15 protein-coding genes are annotated in these 13,866 nt (G+C 66.4%); 3 read left to right on the plus strand and 12 right to left on the minus strand.

The window, feature by feature from the left end; all coding sequences use genetic code 11:
• Window positions 1-11: 11 nt before the first annotated feature.
• The 8 genes from AB0280_RS17920 to coaD form a co-directional block, all read right to left on the minus strand.
• Window positions 12-1,055, minus strand: a complete 1,044-nt coding sequence (locus AB0280_RS17920; RefSeq protein ID WP_275181318.1) for a TolB family protein — start codon at window positions 1,053-1,055, stop codon at window positions 12-14.
• Window positions 1,052-2,326 carry an MFS transporter gene (locus AB0280_RS17925; protein ID WP_275181317.1) on the minus strand — a complete coding sequence of 425 codons (1,275 nt, stop codon included), beginning with the start codon at window positions 2,324-2,326 and terminating at the stop codon, window positions 1,052-1,054. The genes AB0280_RS17920 and AB0280_RS17925 overlap by 4 nt, the downstream gene beginning before the upstream one ends.
• A 2-nt stretch (window positions 2,327-2,328) precedes the next feature.
• On the minus strand, window positions 2,329-3,042 hold the full coding sequence (locus AB0280_RS17930) for a hypothetical protein (RefSeq protein ID WP_366368189.1): 714 nt from the start codon (window positions 3,040-3,042) through the stop codon (window positions 2,329-2,331).
• A gap of 47 nt (window positions 3,043-3,089) precedes the next feature.
• Window positions 3,090-4,055 (minus strand): bifunctional DNA-formamidopyrimidine glycosylase/DNA-(apurinic or apyrimidinic site) lyase, encoded by a 966-nt coding sequence (gene mutM, locus AB0280_RS17935; protein ID WP_366368190.1) that lies wholly within the window; start codon window positions 4,053-4,055, stop codon window positions 3,090-3,092.
• A gap of 6 nt (window positions 4,056-4,061) precedes the next feature.
• Complete coding sequence (rnc, locus tag AB0280_RS17940; RefSeq protein ID WP_224026410.1) at window positions 4,062-4,790, minus strand: ribonuclease III; 729 nt, start codon at window positions 4,788-4,790, stop codon at window positions 4,062-4,064.
• A 21-nt stretch (window positions 4,791-4,811) separates the two neighbouring features.
• Window positions 4,812-5,015: a 50S ribosomal protein L32 gene (gene rpmF / locus AB0280_RS17945; protein ID WP_009356569.1), complete on the minus strand. Its 204-nt coding sequence runs from the start codon at window positions 5,013-5,015 to the stop codon at window positions 4,812-4,814.
• A gap of 36 nt (window positions 5,016-5,051) precedes the next feature.
• Window positions 5,052-5,576, minus strand: a complete 525-nt coding sequence (locus AB0280_RS17950; RefSeq protein WP_275181314.1) for a YceD family protein — start codon at window positions 5,574-5,576, stop codon at window positions 5,052-5,054.
• 122 nt (window positions 5,577-5,698) lie between these two features.
• Window positions 5,699-6,199, minus strand: a complete 501-nt coding sequence (gene coaD, locus AB0280_RS17955; protein WP_159631722.1) for a pantetheine-phosphate adenylyltransferase — start codon at window positions 6,197-6,199, stop codon at window positions 5,699-5,701.
• A 43-nt stretch (window positions 6,200-6,242) separates the two neighbouring features.
• On the opposite strand from coaD, the gene AB0280_RS17960 reads away from it, so the two are divergent.
• On the plus strand, window positions 6,243-7,472 hold the full coding sequence (locus AB0280_RS17960; RefSeq protein WP_224026411.1) for an aminotransferase class I/II-fold pyridoxal phosphate-dependent enzyme: 1,230 nt from the start codon (window positions 6,243-6,245) through the stop codon (window positions 7,470-7,472).
• Complete coding sequence (locus tag AB0280_RS17965; protein WP_275181312.1) at window positions 7,472-8,260, plus strand: spermidine synthase; 789 nt, start codon at window positions 7,472-7,474, stop codon at window positions 8,258-8,260. The genes AB0280_RS17960 and AB0280_RS17965 overlap by 1 nt, the downstream gene beginning before the upstream one ends.
• Here AB0280_RS17965 and rsmD read toward each other — a convergent pair.
• The 4 genes from rsmD to thiL are packed head-to-tail and all read right to left on the minus strand — an operon-like array spanning window position 8,257 to window position 13,259.
• Window positions 8,257-8,901: a 16S rRNA (guanine(966)-N(2))-methyltransferase RsmD gene (gene rsmD, locus AB0280_RS17970; protein ID WP_275181311.1), complete on the minus strand. Its 645-nt coding sequence runs from the start codon at window positions 8,899-8,901 to the stop codon at window positions 8,257-8,259. The genes AB0280_RS17965 and rsmD overlap by 4 nt on opposite strands.
• Window positions 8,902-8,943: 42 nt before the next feature.
• Window positions 8,944-11,214: an ATP-dependent DNA helicase RecG gene (locus AB0280_RS17975; RefSeq protein ID WP_275181310.1), complete on the minus strand. Its 2,271-nt coding sequence runs from the start codon at window positions 11,212-11,214 to the stop codon at window positions 8,944-8,946.
• Entirely contained in the window at window positions 11,204-12,190 is a 987-nt protein-coding gene (locus AB0280_RS17980; RefSeq protein ID WP_366368241.1) for a DAK2 domain-containing protein, read from the minus strand. Before AB0280_RS17980 ends, AB0280_RS17975 begins: the two co-directional genes overlap by 11 nt.
• A 22-nt stretch (window positions 12,191-12,212) precedes the next feature.
• Window positions 12,213-13,259 carry a thiamine-phosphate kinase gene (gene thiL / locus AB0280_RS17985; protein WP_366368193.1) on the minus strand — a complete coding sequence of 349 codons (1,047 nt, stop codon included), beginning with the start codon at window positions 13,257-13,259 and terminating at the stop codon, window positions 12,213-12,215.
• A 69-nt stretch (window positions 13,260-13,328) separates the two neighbouring features.
• Between thiL and AB0280_RS17990 the strand changes: the two genes are divergently transcribed.
• A complete protein-coding gene (locus tag AB0280_RS17990; protein ID WP_366368194.1) occupies window positions 13,329-13,832 on the plus strand; it encodes a DUF3515 domain-containing protein in 504 nt (167 codons plus the stop codon).
• Window positions 13,833-13,866: the final 34 nt, after the last annotated feature.

The raw sequence follows: 13,866 nt of genomic DNA on the forward strand, positions 1-13,866 counted from the left end.
ACCGCCGCGAATCAGCGGACAACGGAGGGTGACCAGGCATGTTCGATGAACAGCACAGGATTGGCGGCCGGGTCCACGCCGATCTGCCAGATATCGCTGTCGCCCGCCTCATCGGACCGCGGAAGTCCATAAAGCAGGGTGGCGTTGTCGAGCCACTCCACCTGGTCATCAACACTCGCTGTCTCCCGAAGAACGGTCTCACTGCCGCTGGCCAGGTCAAGGACAGCGATATTCCAATGGGGATCGAGCGGGCCGGCGGCATTCTTTTTGTAGGCCACGCGTGTTCCGTCCGGAGAGATGGAGGGGCACTCCGCTCCGTCGTAGACAGCAGTAAGGGTGCGTTCCGAAACGCTGCCCTCGACCAACCAGATACGGCCGCTGGATGCAGCCGTGGCATAAAAGGCATCCGGTTGGCCGGGGACGAACGTCACCCCCCAGATGTTGCGGTCGTTGGCCATGACCCTTTCTCCGTTCACCACCAGGGCAAACTCCTCCAGGCTGCCCGATTCACTGCCGGCCCCGAGCGGGGTGATCGAAGTTTCGGTTGAAAAACCTGCGCCGGCGTAGGAATGGCCTGTGACGAAGACTGTGGTGGCGACCGAGTTTCCCGTGCTGTCAATCCTGGCCCGGCTGGGTATGCCGCGCAGCGCCCAACTGCGTTGTTGCTGCCAATTCCTGTCGTACAGGGAAGCCTCAAAACGGGTAACGAGGCCCCGCTGGGTGCGCAGGCAGATGACTGCGCTCCTGGTTCCATAGGTCCGGTCGCAGTCCACGCCGCTGACCGCACGGGCGCCGGCCGGATCGGACAAGGAAACCGTGGCGGCCTGACCGTAGGCCTGGCCCGAGGCCGTGTTGCGGAAGAGGACGAACGGTTCCGCGGGCAACGGAGACCCTCCCGCGGAGACGTCGGATTCGGAGGCCGCCGCCTGGCTTTCCTGGAAACGCTGGACGGCTTGGAAGGCGAAGAAACCGGCTCCCGCAAGGGCCATGGCAGCGACAAGCAGCAGTACGGCCCACCGGCCTTTGTCACCGGTGGGCCTGGCACGAAGGATCATGCATGCACCTTAGCTGCTTTGGCGCGGCCAAGGAGCAGCGGCGAGGCCAGCACCGCGAGGGCCAGCAGGCAACCCACGAGGATCAGAGCTGCGGTGGGCCCCACCGCGAACCACAGGACACCGAATCCGGCCGAAGCAACCATCCTGCTCACCGCCACAACCGTCTGGGCTGCACCTATTCCTGTGGCCAGACGCTCCGGAGAAACCAGTTGGCTTGCCAATGCGGTCAGGACCCCGTCAGTCGCCGCGTAAAAGATGCCGAGGAGGACCAGGCACCCTGCAACTGCTCCTGCGCCCGTGAAAGGGAGGGCAGCCAGCAGGTAGCAGGCCAACAGGGCAAGGTGGCCGGCGACGAACACCTTGGTCCGTCCCCAGCGGTCGGCGAGCCTCCCCAGCGGGATGGCCAGCGCCAGGAAGACGGCGTTGGTGCCCACGTACAGCATCGGAAACCATTGCAGTTCGAAGGCATTGCGGTCCTGGAGTGCCAGGTAGATGAATCCGTCACCGACCGTTAGCAGGCCAAAAAGTCCCGCGGTAATCAGGAGGCGGCCGAGTCCGCTGCGGTGCAGCGTCCTCCACCGGATGATGGGTGCAGGACCCGCCTTTCTGCTTCCGGACGCGGTGCGCAGTTTTAGGGCCGGCAAGTCCGGGACAAATAGCGCCAGTGCCGCCACACCAATCACGGCAAAGGCCAGGGAAACCACAAAGACGGTGGAATATCCGGATGGTATGAGAAGCAGGATGGCGGCGGCCAGCAGGGGACCGAGCGCCGCGCCGACGGTGTCGAGCATGCGGTGGACGCCGAAATGCCGTGCAAGGTGCTCAGGCTGCGCGTTGACTGTGATCAGGGCGTCCCGCGGCGCGGTCCGGATTCCCTTGCCGATCCTGTCCGCGGTGATAGTGCCGGTGAGGCTCCAGAATCCCCCGGCAAAAAGCAATGCCAACCTCGCCGTGGCGGACAGGCCGTAACCGGCCAGTGCAACATATTTGGGCCGGCCGGCGCGGTCCGAATACCATCCGGCCGCGATCCGGACCAGCGAACCCGCGCCCTGGTTGATACCGTCCAGGACACCGAACGCGATCACCGAGAGGCCCAGGTAGCCTGTGAGGTACAGGGGAAGAACCGCCGCCACTGACTCCGAGGAGACATCGGTAAACAGGCTGACGATACCGAGCCAAACGATGGTCGGGGCGAACCTGAAGGGAACAGCAGTGCGTGCCTGTTCTGTCCCGCCTTGGCCGACGTTACGGTCAGAGACGGAAATATACATGCTTACTTACCCGCACTGGTGTGGAATCTTCCGAGCAGGCTGAAGTGGGTGGCGCCGGTTCCCGTGCTTGTGGCGGAAACAGTTATCTGGTCCTTGCCCCGGACAAGATTTATAGCAGCCCCGCCCTGGCCGGCCTGGGCAGCTTCGCTTCGGAATCCAGTCTTGAACAGGCTCTGTTGGAAGTGGGCAAGGGCCTGGTCGATAGTCAGCGGAGTGATGCCCTCCGCTGTGAACTCCATGGCCCCCTCCCCCGGACTTACGGCGGTGAAGACCGGCACGGTCTTGTCCGGAAAAGAAACAATGTTGGACGGAAAGCCCCGGACTACCGAATTCCTCGCCGAGGCCGCCGCCGGAAGCGGGGCCCGCACCAGCGGGGCCGGAGCGGCGGGCAGTGGAAGGGCGCGCGGCGGTGCCTGGACGGGTGGCAGAACTTCCAGTGGCCGTTGCCCCTGCCCGGAACGGGATGCAGCAGGCAGGGACGCCTGCGGCTGGCTGAGCGCGGCAACTCCTCCGGTTTCCGTGGACGCCAGCATTACTGCCGACGTCTTCAGGGGTTCAGCCGTGGCCTGGTTCAGCACCAGGGCAACGCCGGCCAGCGCGACGGCTGCACCCGCCCCTGTAAGACACAAACGTTTCAGGACCGTCATGAGGGCCACCTCGTGCTGGTGAATGGAACCGCGGGCTTCATCACCCCAGTGTTCCAGCGGATTCCACATTCAGGAACCGCAGAATCCGCAGAGTCCCTCCGTTTCGTCAGGCCAAGTTACCAGCGGCCGTTGCGCGGCCGTGGCTGGCAGACCGGGCAGGTGTGGGACGACCGGTTCATGAACTGGTCCCGCCGAATGATCGCGTTGATCCCGGCTGCGGCACACCGCTTGCACGGCTCGCCCTGGCGGCCATAGGCGCTGAGGGACCGGTCAAAGTAGCCTGAGGCGCCGTTGACGTTGACGTACAGCGAGTCGAAGCTGGTTCCTCCTGCGGCGAGGGCATCGAGCATGACCTCCCGGGCGCTGTCCAGGACGCGCCGCGCCTCGCTGCGGCGAAGGGTGTCGGTGGGCCGGGCGAAATGCAGGCGGGCCCGCCACAGGGCTTCGTCGGCGTAGATGTTGCCAATGCCGGACACCAGCCCCTGGTCCAAGAGTGCCCGCTTCAAGCCCGTCTTCCGTTTGCGGAGGCGTTGGTAGAAGAGGTCGAAGGAAAAGGACGGGTCCAGGGGGTCGCGCGCGATGTGGGCAGCTTCCGCGGCGATCAGCGGAAGGGGGGACTCTGCCAGGCCGCCGGGGCCGTCGTCGTCCGTGGGTACTAAAGCGGTAACGAACAGGCCGCCGAAGATCCGCTGGTCCACGAACCGCAGCTGGTCCGGCATGCCCTCCCGTGGACTCAGGCGGAGGCGGACCTTGAGGTGCTTTTCATCGGGGACGTCCGGATCCTGCATCAGGAGTTGCCCGCTCATCCCCAGATGTGCCATGAGCGCGACTTCCGGTACCGGTGCGGTCCCAGGATTTTCCGGTGCAGCGGAGCCGTCCGTCAGCGGCATCCAGAGGAACTTGCCGCGGCGCACGACGTCGGACACCGTTGCACCCTCAAGGTTGCCGGCAAAGTCCCCGGGCCCAAGGGCATGGCGCCGGACAGAGCGCGGATCCAGGACGTCGACAGCACTGATGTTCCGGCCGCGGACCCAGCTCACCAGGCCGCGGCGCACCACTTCGACCTCGGGCAGTTCAGGCATGGAACACTACGTGGCGGTCACGGAGCCCGCGGACGTGCCGGCTGCACTCCGTGTCTCGGCGCCCGAAAGTACACGCCAGGCGTCGGCCGCGGCTTCCTGCTCCGCTTCCTTCTTGGAATGCCCGGAGCCCTTGCCGTAGGCCGTTCCACCGATGTTCAGCACAGCGGTGAAGGTGCGGGCATGGTCCGGGCCGGAGCCATCCACTGCGTAATGGATGCTGCCCAGCTGCCGGCTGGCCGCGAGTTCCTGGATGCTGGTCTTCCAGTCGGTGCCGGCGCCCAGGACGGCGGCATCCTTCAGCAGCGGTCCGATCAGCCGCATGACCAGCTGCCGCGCGGTCTCGATGTCGTTGGAGACGTAGGTTGCCCCGATCAGGGCCTCCATGGTGTCCGCGAGGATGGATGCCTTGTTTTTGCCGTGGGTAAGTTTCTCGCCCTGGCCCAAGTAAATGTACTCACCAATGCCCAGGCTGCGTCCGATGCCCGCAAGGGCACGGGTGCTGACGACGGCGGACCGGCGCTTGGCGAGTTCGCCTTCGGGCAGGTCCGGGTTGTCCCGGTACAGGGCATCAGTGACGGAAAAGCCCAGGATGGAGTCGCCCAGGAACTCGAGGCGCTCGTTGGTGGGGATACCGCCGTTCTCGTACGCGTACGAGCGGTGGGTAAGCGCAAGACGAAGCGTCCCGGCGTCAATAGAGACACCGAGACGCTTCAGAAGCTCTTCAGTTGAAGACATCAGTCAGCCTGTTGGGGCCGATTAGACGTCAGCGACCTTGCGGCCCTTGTACTCAAGGAACAGCGCGGTGCCAGCAGAGTCGGTAACAACCTTTGCCTGGTGCGGCAGGCTGTAGGTGACCTGGCCGTTCTCAACGGTCTTCACCAGGTGGGGGGCGGTCGCCTTCCACTGCGAGCGGCGGGCGCGGGTATTCGAGCGAGACATTTTCCGCTTGGGAACAGCCACGGCTAACTCATTTCTCTCTAGACAAACACGTACAAATCAATTTTGCCGGTCAGGCTTAGCCATATCAGCTAGGGCAGCCCAGCGAGGATCCAGGACCTCGTGGTGGTGCCCCGGCTCGTCTTCCAGGCGAACTCCACATTCGGAGCAAAGGCCCTGGCAGTCTTCCCGGCACACCGGCTGGAACGGCAGATTGGTGACAACCGCGTCCCGCAACACCGGTTCAAGATCGATTACATCGTGCTCGACTCGACGTTGCTCTTCATCTTCTTCTCCATCCGAGAGCTCAGTGCCCTCGTAGAAGAAAAGTTCTTGCACATTGACCTCAAGGTCATACGCAAGGGGATCCAGGCATCGGCCGCACTCGCCGGTTACTTCGGCGATAACGGTTCCTGATACCAGAATTCCTTCGTGTACGGCCTCCAGCCTCAGGTCGAGCTCGACATCCGAGCCTTCCTGAACACCAATGAGCGCCACACCAAGATCACCCGGTGCGGGTACATGTTCCTTCAGTGTCCGCATGCTTCCCGGGCTGCGCCCGAGGTCCTTGACGTCGAACGCCAAGGGCGAACCAGCATCTCTGTTAATGAGAACTCCTGTTGAACATATGACCGACGTACCATCTTAGCCTGAAGAGCCATGGTGACTCAAACCGGCAGCGGGCAGCGCCGAAGTACCGATCCAGCCTACCGCTTTGGCTGCTGATCCGGCGAAGGCTCGCCGGAAACCATGCGCCGGTGCACCGACCGGGGCACATAGTCCGAGACGCTGCCGCCCAGGACAGCCACCTCCTTGATCAGGGTGGAGGACAGATGGACGTAGCTGGCCTCTGCCGGGAGGAAGACCGTCTCCACCCCGCTCAACTGCCGGTTCATGGTGGCCATGGGAAGCTCGTAGTCAAAGTCCGACGACGACCGCAGTCCTTTGACAATGGCGGAGACACCACGCTGGCGGCAGTACTCCGCCAGGAGCCCCTCACCCACCGGTTCCACCACGATTCCTTTAAGCGACGCCAGGGTCTCGCGCGCCATCTCCAGCCGCTCTTCCAGGCTGAACATGTACTTTTTCGCATAGTTGGTGGAGATGGCCACAATGACCTCGTCGAAAAGACCGGCAGCCCGTGCAATGACTTCGAGATGGCCGTTGTGGATGGGGTCGAAGGATCCGGGGCACACAGCGCGTCTCATGCTCCGAACCTACCTCATGGAAAGGCCGGGATACCATGACTGGATGCATCGAGCACGGGAACTTTCCACACCCCTGGCACCTGCTCCGTGGCAGCGCACCGCGCTCGGAGCAAACCTCCTGGCCCCGGACGGCGGACTCGGAGTCACCATCTTCGAAGAGATGACCACCCTGGCCGTCCAGACGGGGGCCATCAACCTGGGACAGGGCTTCCCCGATGAGGACGGGCCGGCGGAAATCAGGGAGGCGGCGCGGGCCGCCATTGCGGCCGGTGCCAACCAGTACGCACCGGGCAAGGGCCTTCCGGAACTCCGGGAGGCGGTGGCCGCGCACCAGGAGCGCTTTTACGGGCTGGCGCCGGACCCGGCAACGGAAGTCATCATCACTACCGGGGCTACCGAGGGCATCGCCGCCTCCTTGCTGGCGTTCGCCGGGCCGGGCGATGAAGTCCTCACGTTTGAACCGTTCTACGACTCCTACGGCGCGGTGATTGGACTCTCCGGAGCCACCCACACCACTGTCCCCCTGGCGGCCCCGGACTTCATGCCGGACCTGGCGGCGCTGGAGGCAGCCTTCAACGAACGGACGCGGGTGGTGCTGCTGAACAACCCGCACAATCCCACGGGAGCCGTTTTTCCGCCGGCAATCCTGCAGCGGGTGGTGGATCTTGCGGCCAGGCACGGCAGCATGATCATCACCGACGAGGTGTACGAGCACCTCACCTTCGGCGTGAGCCATACCCCCGTGGCCACTCTTCCGGGCGCCGCTGACCGGACCATCACCATTTCCTCCGCCGGCAAGACGTTTTCCCTCACCGGCTGGAAGATCGGCTGGCTGAGCGGCCCCGGGGAACTGGTCGCGGCGGTCCGGACGGTAAAGCAGTTCCTCACCTACAGTTCCGGCACCCCCTTCCAGGCAGCGATCGCCCGGGGACTGGCCCTGCCGGATGGCTTCTACACCGGCATCGCCTCTGCTTTGGAGCAGAAGCGGGACATTCTCAGCGCGGGGCTCCGGGCTGCCGGCTTTGACGTCTTTTCTCCGCAGGGAACCTACTTCGTCAATGTGGATACAGCCCCGCTGGGCATCACGGACGCGCTGGACCTGGCCCGGCGCCTGCCGGCACTGGTGGGGGTCGCCGCCATCCCTGTTCCGGTCTTTTGCCACCCGGAAGGCGCGGAACGGACACGAAGCCTGCTCCGCTTTGCCTTCTGTAAGAGGACCGAAGTCCTGGAGGAGGCCGCCGAGCGGCTGGCAACCCTGCGCGGCAGGCTCTGATGTCCGGCCGCGGCGGCAGTGGCGCCAGCCGCTTCCTGCGGACCACCGGCCAGCACGCCACGATCGAACCCGACGCCTTTACCGATGGCGGCTACGTCCTGCGCATCGGCGGCGCCGAACAGTCACACGTCAACCTTGACCGGCCGGAAGACATCTTCTACGAGTACCTGCGCCGGATCGGGCACCTGGTGGATCTGGCGGCACCGGCCGGGGAACCGATCAGGGCGCTCCACCTGGGGGCAGGGGCTCTGACGCTGGCGCGGTACATCCAGGCGACCCGTCCGGGCTCGACCCAGTACGCGGTGGAGCTGGAACGTGAACTGCTGGACTTTGTCCTGCGGCACCTTCCGATGCCCGAGGGGACAAACCTGACCACCGTCATCGGCGATGCCCGCGAAGCACTCGGTGCGCTTGACCCGGGCCTCACGTTCGACGTCGTGATCCTGGACATCTTCTCCGGCCCGGAGGCACCGGCGCACATCGCCAACAGCAGTTTTTACCGCGAGGCCGGGGAGCGCCTGGGCCCGGAAGGGCTCCTGATCGTGAATGTGGGTGACGAGCCGGCGCTCACGCTCGTCAGGAGCCAGGTGGCGGCGATGCGCGGGGCCATGGCCGATGTGGGCGCCGTTGCCGAGGCCGGCATGTTCCAGGGCAGGTATCCGGGAAACATCATCCTTGCGGGGACCCAGGGCCCCTGGCCGGAATCGTGGACAGCTGAGCTGACATCGCGCGGCCCCCACCCCGCAAAGGTCCTGGCCGGAGTGGACCTGGACCCTTTCTCGGCCTAGGCGCCCGGGGACTCAGCCCCGTCAGCGTCCGCCAGGTCACCGTCAGCCAAGTCACCGGGGGCGATGGCGTCAGGAACAAACGGCTCCGCAAACCACAGCCTGGTCTCCCCGTATTTCTTTTCGGCGAACCTGGTCATCCCCTCCGGCCAGCCCGGTTCCGGCGACCGCGAGGAGCGTTCCACCACCACCACGGCTCCGGGGCCCAGGTGGACCGCGAGCTTCTGCAGCACCGCCGACAGCGTGCCGTCCTCCAGCGGATACGGCGGGTCCAGGAACACCAGGTCCCAGGCGGCCGTTGCCGCCGCGCGGTCAAGGAACGGCTCCACCTTGGAGCGGTGGACGGTTACGGTTTTCTGGCCCAGCACTCCATTGATGAGGTCAGCGTTGCGCTGGCACACGGCGCTGGCCTTGGCGTCCGACTCGACCAGGTCCACCGCCCGCGCTCCCCTGCTGCCGCTTTCCACGCCCAGGGCACCGGAACCGGCATAAAGATCCAGCACCCGGGCGCCGGCGATCACGTCGAAGGCATCGAGGCGGGAGAAGAGCGCTTCCTTGACCCGGTCCGTCGTAGGCCGGGTCAACGATCCTGGAACAGCTGCCAGCGGTGTGCCGCCGGCGGCCCCGGAGATGATCCGCGTCACGGCGCCCACCGCGATCCGGCGGCGCCCGGTGCGCCCTCGTTGCTAACCGCGTTCAAGGAACGCCTCCTTCTCGGGGTTGAGGTACTGCTCAATGGCATCGGCGAGGCCGGGGTGGCCGGCCAGCAGCGGGTCACCGCCGACGATTGCCTGGGCGTCGTCCCTGGCCCGGGCTATTACGTCTTCGTGTTCGAGGACCCGCAGCAGCTTCAGGGTGGACCGGCCGCCGGACTGGGAAGCACCAAGGATATCGCCCTCGCGCCGCAGCTTGAGGTCTTCCTGCGACAGGACGAAACCGTCAGTGGTTGCAGCCACGGCCTCCAGCCGCCTCCGACTGGGGTGGCCGGGTTCAAGGGCGGTGACCAACAGGCAGGTTCCGGGCAGCCCGCCGCGGCCCACCCGCCCGCGAAGCTGGTGCAGCTGGGAGATCCCGAACCTGTCGGCGTCCAGGATCACCATCAGGGTGGCGTTGTGCACATCCACCCCCACCTCGATCACGGTGGTGGAGACGAGCAGTTTGATGCGGTTGGCGGTGAACCCGGCCATGGTGTCCGTTTTCACCTCGGGGTCCTGGCGCCCGTGAAGGGGCGCCAGCGGAACCCCCGCCAGTGAGGGCTCAGCCAGCAGGTGGTCCACGACGGCGGTGACGGACGCCAGTTCCCTGGCCTCCTCCGCCTCCACCCCCGGTGGTGCGGCCTCCCCGGGGCTGAAGTCGCCGTCGTCGTCCGTTCCGATCTTGGGACAGACCACGTACACCTGGTGGCCGGCGTCGATCTCCTCCCGGGCGCGCGCCCAGATCCGTCCCGCCCAGGCGGGGTTCTCGGCGAGGCCCACGAGATGGGTGGTGATGGGGGCCCTGCCCTTGGGCAGTTCATCGAGGGTGGAGGTTTCGAGGTCACCGAACACGGTCATTGCCACGGTGCGCGGAATAGGGGTGGCGGTCATGACCAGCAGATGCGGCGGCTTCCGGGCCTTGGCCCGCAGTGCATCGCGCTGTTCCACTCCGAAGCGGTGCTGCTCGTCCACCACGATCAGGCCCAGGTCGTAGAACGAGACGTTGTCGCTGAGGAGCGCGTGGGTGCCGATGATGATCCCGGCCGTCCCTGAGGCCGCATCCAGCATGGCTTGCTTCCGTGCCGCCGTGGGCATGGACCCGGTCAACAGGGTGACCTGGACGGACGGCCCGTTGCCTCCGGCCAGGCCGCCCAGGAGTCCGTCGCTGGACAGCGGACCCAGTGTGCGGCGGATGGAGTCGTAATGCTGGGCTGCGAGCACTTCGGTGGGGGCCAGGAGCGCGGCCTGGCCGCCGGCGTCCACCACCTGGAGCATGGCCCGCAACGCCACGACGGTCTTTCCGGAGCCCACTTCGCCCTGGAGCAGCCGGTTCATCGGCGTGTCCTGCGCCAGCTCCCCGGCGAGGGTCCTGCCGACGGCGGCCTGGCCGGCCGTGAGGGTAAAGGGCAGCGCCTGGTCGAAGGCAGCCAGGATGCCTTCGCCGACAGGGCGCCGGGCGGTGGCTTCCTCCGCGGCGAGCTGGGCCCGGCGCCGGGCAAGCGCTGACTGCAGCACCAGGGCTTCCTGGTAACGGAACCGGTCGCGGGCACGCTTCCAGTCGGCGGCGGTTTCAGGCACGTGGATGAGTCGGTAGGCGTCGGCCACGGGCAGGAAGTTTTCCCTGGCCGCGACCAGCGGGGGCACCGGGTCCGGCACCGCGCCCAGGTCCGAGGTCTCAAGCAGCGTGGCGATCACCTTCTGGATCTTCCAGCTGGGCAGCTTGGCCGTGGCCGGATAGACCGGGATGGGCATGGCCGCAAGCTTTTCAGGGTCCTGGCCCCCATCGCTGAACGGATCCTCGTCCAGGAGCTGGAAGTCCGGGTTGGTGAGCCCAAGCTTCCCTTTGAAGCTGGTAACCCTGCCCGAAAACAGGGCGCGGCGTCCCTGCAGGAGTTCGTTTTTCGCCTTGAACCCGTTGAAGAAGCTGATTTTGAGGGTCCCCGGAACTTTTCCCTTGTAATCGCGGCCACCCACCAGACGAAGCCCCTGCTGCCCGTCGTCATCGGAAACGATGACGTCGGTGATGGTCCCGCGCCGTGCCTGCATATGCCGGGTGCTGCTGGACAGAACCCTGGCAATGAGGGTGACGTCCTCATCCAGCGGCAGCTCCGTGATGGGCGTCAGCTCACCGCGGCTCATGTAGCGGCGCGGGAAGTAGTTGAGGAGGCCCTGCACGGTGGTTATGCCGAGATGTTTCTCAATGACTGCCGCCGAACGCTTCCCGATCCGCCGCTCCAGGGCCAGTTCCAGCTCAGCGTTCATGCCCGCCGGTGTTCACCGCATCCGCATCAGGATCCCTGGGCAGCGCCAGTTCGCTGATGGTGACCTGGGAGGGCTCGCCCAGGGACCGGATGATTGCTGCAGCCGGGGCAGCGTCCGGCACGTGCACGTGGACCCGCCATCTATAGTTCCCTTCGGCGTCCGGCCCGTTGCCAACCTGGCTCATGATCACGGACTCGCCAATCTCGTCCAGCCGCTGCCGGAGGGTTGCGGCGTTCAAGGGCGAAAGGCTGATGGTGCACATGACTTCCACGCCGTCGTCGTCCGGCATGGAGGTGTGGATGTGGGGATCGGAGACATCGTAGCCGTGCAGGCCGTCCAGGAGCTCGCCCTGCAGTTCCTGTCCCATGACGGCTGAGCGGAGGCAGTCGAGGATCAACAGCATCCCCACGCCGCCGGCGTCCACCACCCGGGCAGACTGGAGTGCATCGAGCTGCTCCTCGGTGTGGATCACGGCAGCCAGGGCTCCCTCCACGGCTGCGTCCAGCGCCAGGCCCAGGGCGTGGTTGCTGTCATCCCCGTCCTGGCCGGCGTCGACGGCCCCAGCCGCACGGGCTGCCGCCTCCATCACCGAAAGCATGGTTCCGGGAACGGGATCACTCAGCGCAGACCAGGCGCGGATCTGGGCACGGTTCAGGGCTGCCGACAGGAGGGTGGACGTCAGCCGGGTGTGCCCGGCCAGTGGCTCGGCGGCTGCGCACAGGAAGACGGAAAAGAGGGTTCCGGAATTTCCCCTGGCCTCCTCCATGGCTGCCTGCCCGGCCTTGGAAAGAACTTCCCCGACGTCCACGGGGGCCGGCTGGTCCGCGTCCAGCACCAGCGACCGGGCGGCAGCGCGGACCGTGAGGTAGAGGTTGGTGCCGGTATCGCCGTCAGCGACCGGGAAGATGTTGATGGCGTTGAGCCGGTCGCTGTGGTTTCCCAGGGCAGTTTCAGCCTTGCCCAGCCACCTCTTCATCGCCAGCGCGTTGGCGGCAACCTTAGTGTGCAAAGTGATCCCATCCCCCGGTGTCCGCGGCCCGGCCAGCTATCAGGACACCCGGGCCTTCGTCGGTGCCGAGTGCATGTACCGAGCCTATCGCAGTGAATCCGGGTGGCAGCTGAACGCCGGCCGGGAATGTGGCCAGCAGCCCGTGGTCCTCCCCGCCGCCCAGGACCCACGGTGCGGCATCTGCTCCCAGCCGCGCCGCCGCGGGGCCCAGCAGGTCCGCCAACTGGGTAAGACGCGCTGGATCGAGTGCCACCGCGACATGGCTGGCCGTGGCCAGCCGCTTCCCGTCGCGCAGGAGTCCGTCCGAGATGTCCAGCATCGCCGTGGCACCTGCAGCGCGCGCTGCCGGGCCGGCTTCCAACGGCGGCCGCGGACGGCACTGCAGGTCGACAAAGGCCTGCTCTGCGGGGGTGAGGGAGTCCAGCGGCACGCCCGATTCGAGCAGGGCCAGGCCCGCCGCCGCGTGGCCGACGGTTCCGGCCAGTGCGAGGATGTCCCCGGGCCGTGCGCCGGACCTGAGGACGGGCCGCCCGCCGTCGAGGGTTCCCAGGACCGCGGCGGTCACCGAAATTTCCCGGCCCCGGCCAAGGTCGCCGCCCGCCACGGAACAGTGGACTGCCCCGAGTTCCCGGATTCCGGCCGTCAGCCCGTCCGCCAGGTCCTCCACCCAGCGGACCGGCGTGTCAACGGGAAGCGTGAGGCTGACCACGATGGACGTGGCATGCGCGCCCATGGCGTTGATGTCGCTAAGGTTCTGCGCCGCGGCCTTCCAGCCGACGTCGAAACCGGTGGTGCGGTAGCCGTTGGGCCACAGGAGCCGGAAATCCTGGTCCTGGACCTGGGTGTCGATGCTGATGACGGTCTTCCCGTCCGGAGCCGCGACGATGGCGGCATCATCCCCCGGGCCGAGGAGCGTGTTGGAGTTGTGGCCGCCCTCCATGTGCAGGCGCGGAAAGATCCGGGCCAGCAGGTCGGCTTCGGAAAGGCCTGCCACGGTGGGCTGGCGGTCAACGCGGTTACGGAGGTCTTCAGGCACGCCACTACGCTACCGCGCCGGGCCGACATTGTGTCCGGACGGGGACTGCGGCGGCGATAGGCTGGAAGCATGCACCATCCCCAGCTGCCCCTGACCGCCCGCGCCGCCAGGACCGCGGCGGTTGGGGCCATTGCCGCCCTTTCACTGGCTGCCTGCTCCCCCGCCGTTGATGTCACCGCCGCCAAGGACGCCGCCAACCCGGCGTGTGCGCCCATGATGGTGGCCCTGCCGGATGCCATCGGCGATTCCAAACTGCGGAAGACCAACAGCCAGGCCACCGCGGCCTGGGGCGATCCGTCCCTTGTCATTCTCCGTTGCGGCGTGAACGTTCCGGGACCGACGACCGACCGCTGCGTCACCGTCAACGGCATCGACTGGGTGATCAAGGAAGGCGACCCCGTGTGGACGCTGACCACCTACGGCAGGGAGCCCGCCACGGAGGTCCTGATGGACCCGGACAAGATCAGCTCCGCGACAGTGCTGGCGGACCTGGCAGCAGCGGCCGGCAAGGTTCCGGCGTCACGGAACTGCGTAGGCCAGGAGGATCTGCAGAACCTGCCCAAGAGCCAGTAACCTGCCGGTGGGTGGGCCCACGCCGGCAGGGTTC

It is taken from the genome of Pseudarthrobacter sp. 902506025, from assembly GCF_040702325.1.
Lineage (GTDB): Bacteria > Actinomycetota > Actinomycetes > Actinomycetales > Micrococcaceae > Arthrobacter.

Coding starts and splice junctions, on each gene's coding strand:
- AB0280_RS17975 (WP_275181310.1), bottom strand. CDS start 11,214: ATGAACGCTGAGCTGGAACTGGCCCTGGAGCGGCGGATCGGGAAGCGT.
- AB0280_RS17980 (WP_366368241.1), bottom strand. CDS start 12,190: ATGAAGAGGTGGCTGGGCAAGGCTGAAACTGCCCTGGGAAACCACAGC.
- AB0280_RS17925 (WP_275181317.1), bottom strand. CDS start 2,326: ATGTATATTTCCGTCTCTGACCGTAACGTCGGCCAAGGCGGGACAGAA.
- AB0280_RS17930 (WP_366368189.1), bottom strand. CDS start 3,042: ATGTGGAATCCGCTGGAACACTGGGGTGATGAAGCCCGCGGTTCCATT.
- AB0280_RS17960 (WP_224026411.1), top strand. CDS start 6,243: ATGCATCGAGCACGGGAACTTTCCACACCCCTGGCACCTGCTCCGTGG.
- AB0280_RS17965 (WP_275181312.1), top strand. CDS start 7,472: ATGTCCGGCCGCGGCGGCAGTGGCGCCAGCCGCTTCCTGCGGACCACC.
- mutM (WP_366368190.1), bottom strand. CDS start 4,055: ATGCCTGAACTGCCCGAGGTCGAAGTGGTGCGCCGCGGCCTGGTGAGC.
- rnc (WP_224026410.1), bottom strand. CDS start 4,790: ATGTCTTCAACTGAAGAGCTTCTGAAGCGTCTCGGTGTCTCTATTGAC.
- coaD (WP_159631722.1), bottom strand. CDS start 6,199: ATGAGACGCGCTGTGTGCCCCGGATCCTTCGACCCCATCCACAACGGC.
- AB0280_RS17920 (WP_275181318.1), bottom strand. CDS start 1,055: ATGATCCTTCGTGCCAGGCCCACCGGTGACAAAGGCCGGTGGGCCGTA.
- AB0280_RS17990 (WP_366368194.1), top strand. CDS start 13,329: ATGCACCATCCCCAGCTGCCCCTGACCGCCCGCGCCGCCAGGACCGCG.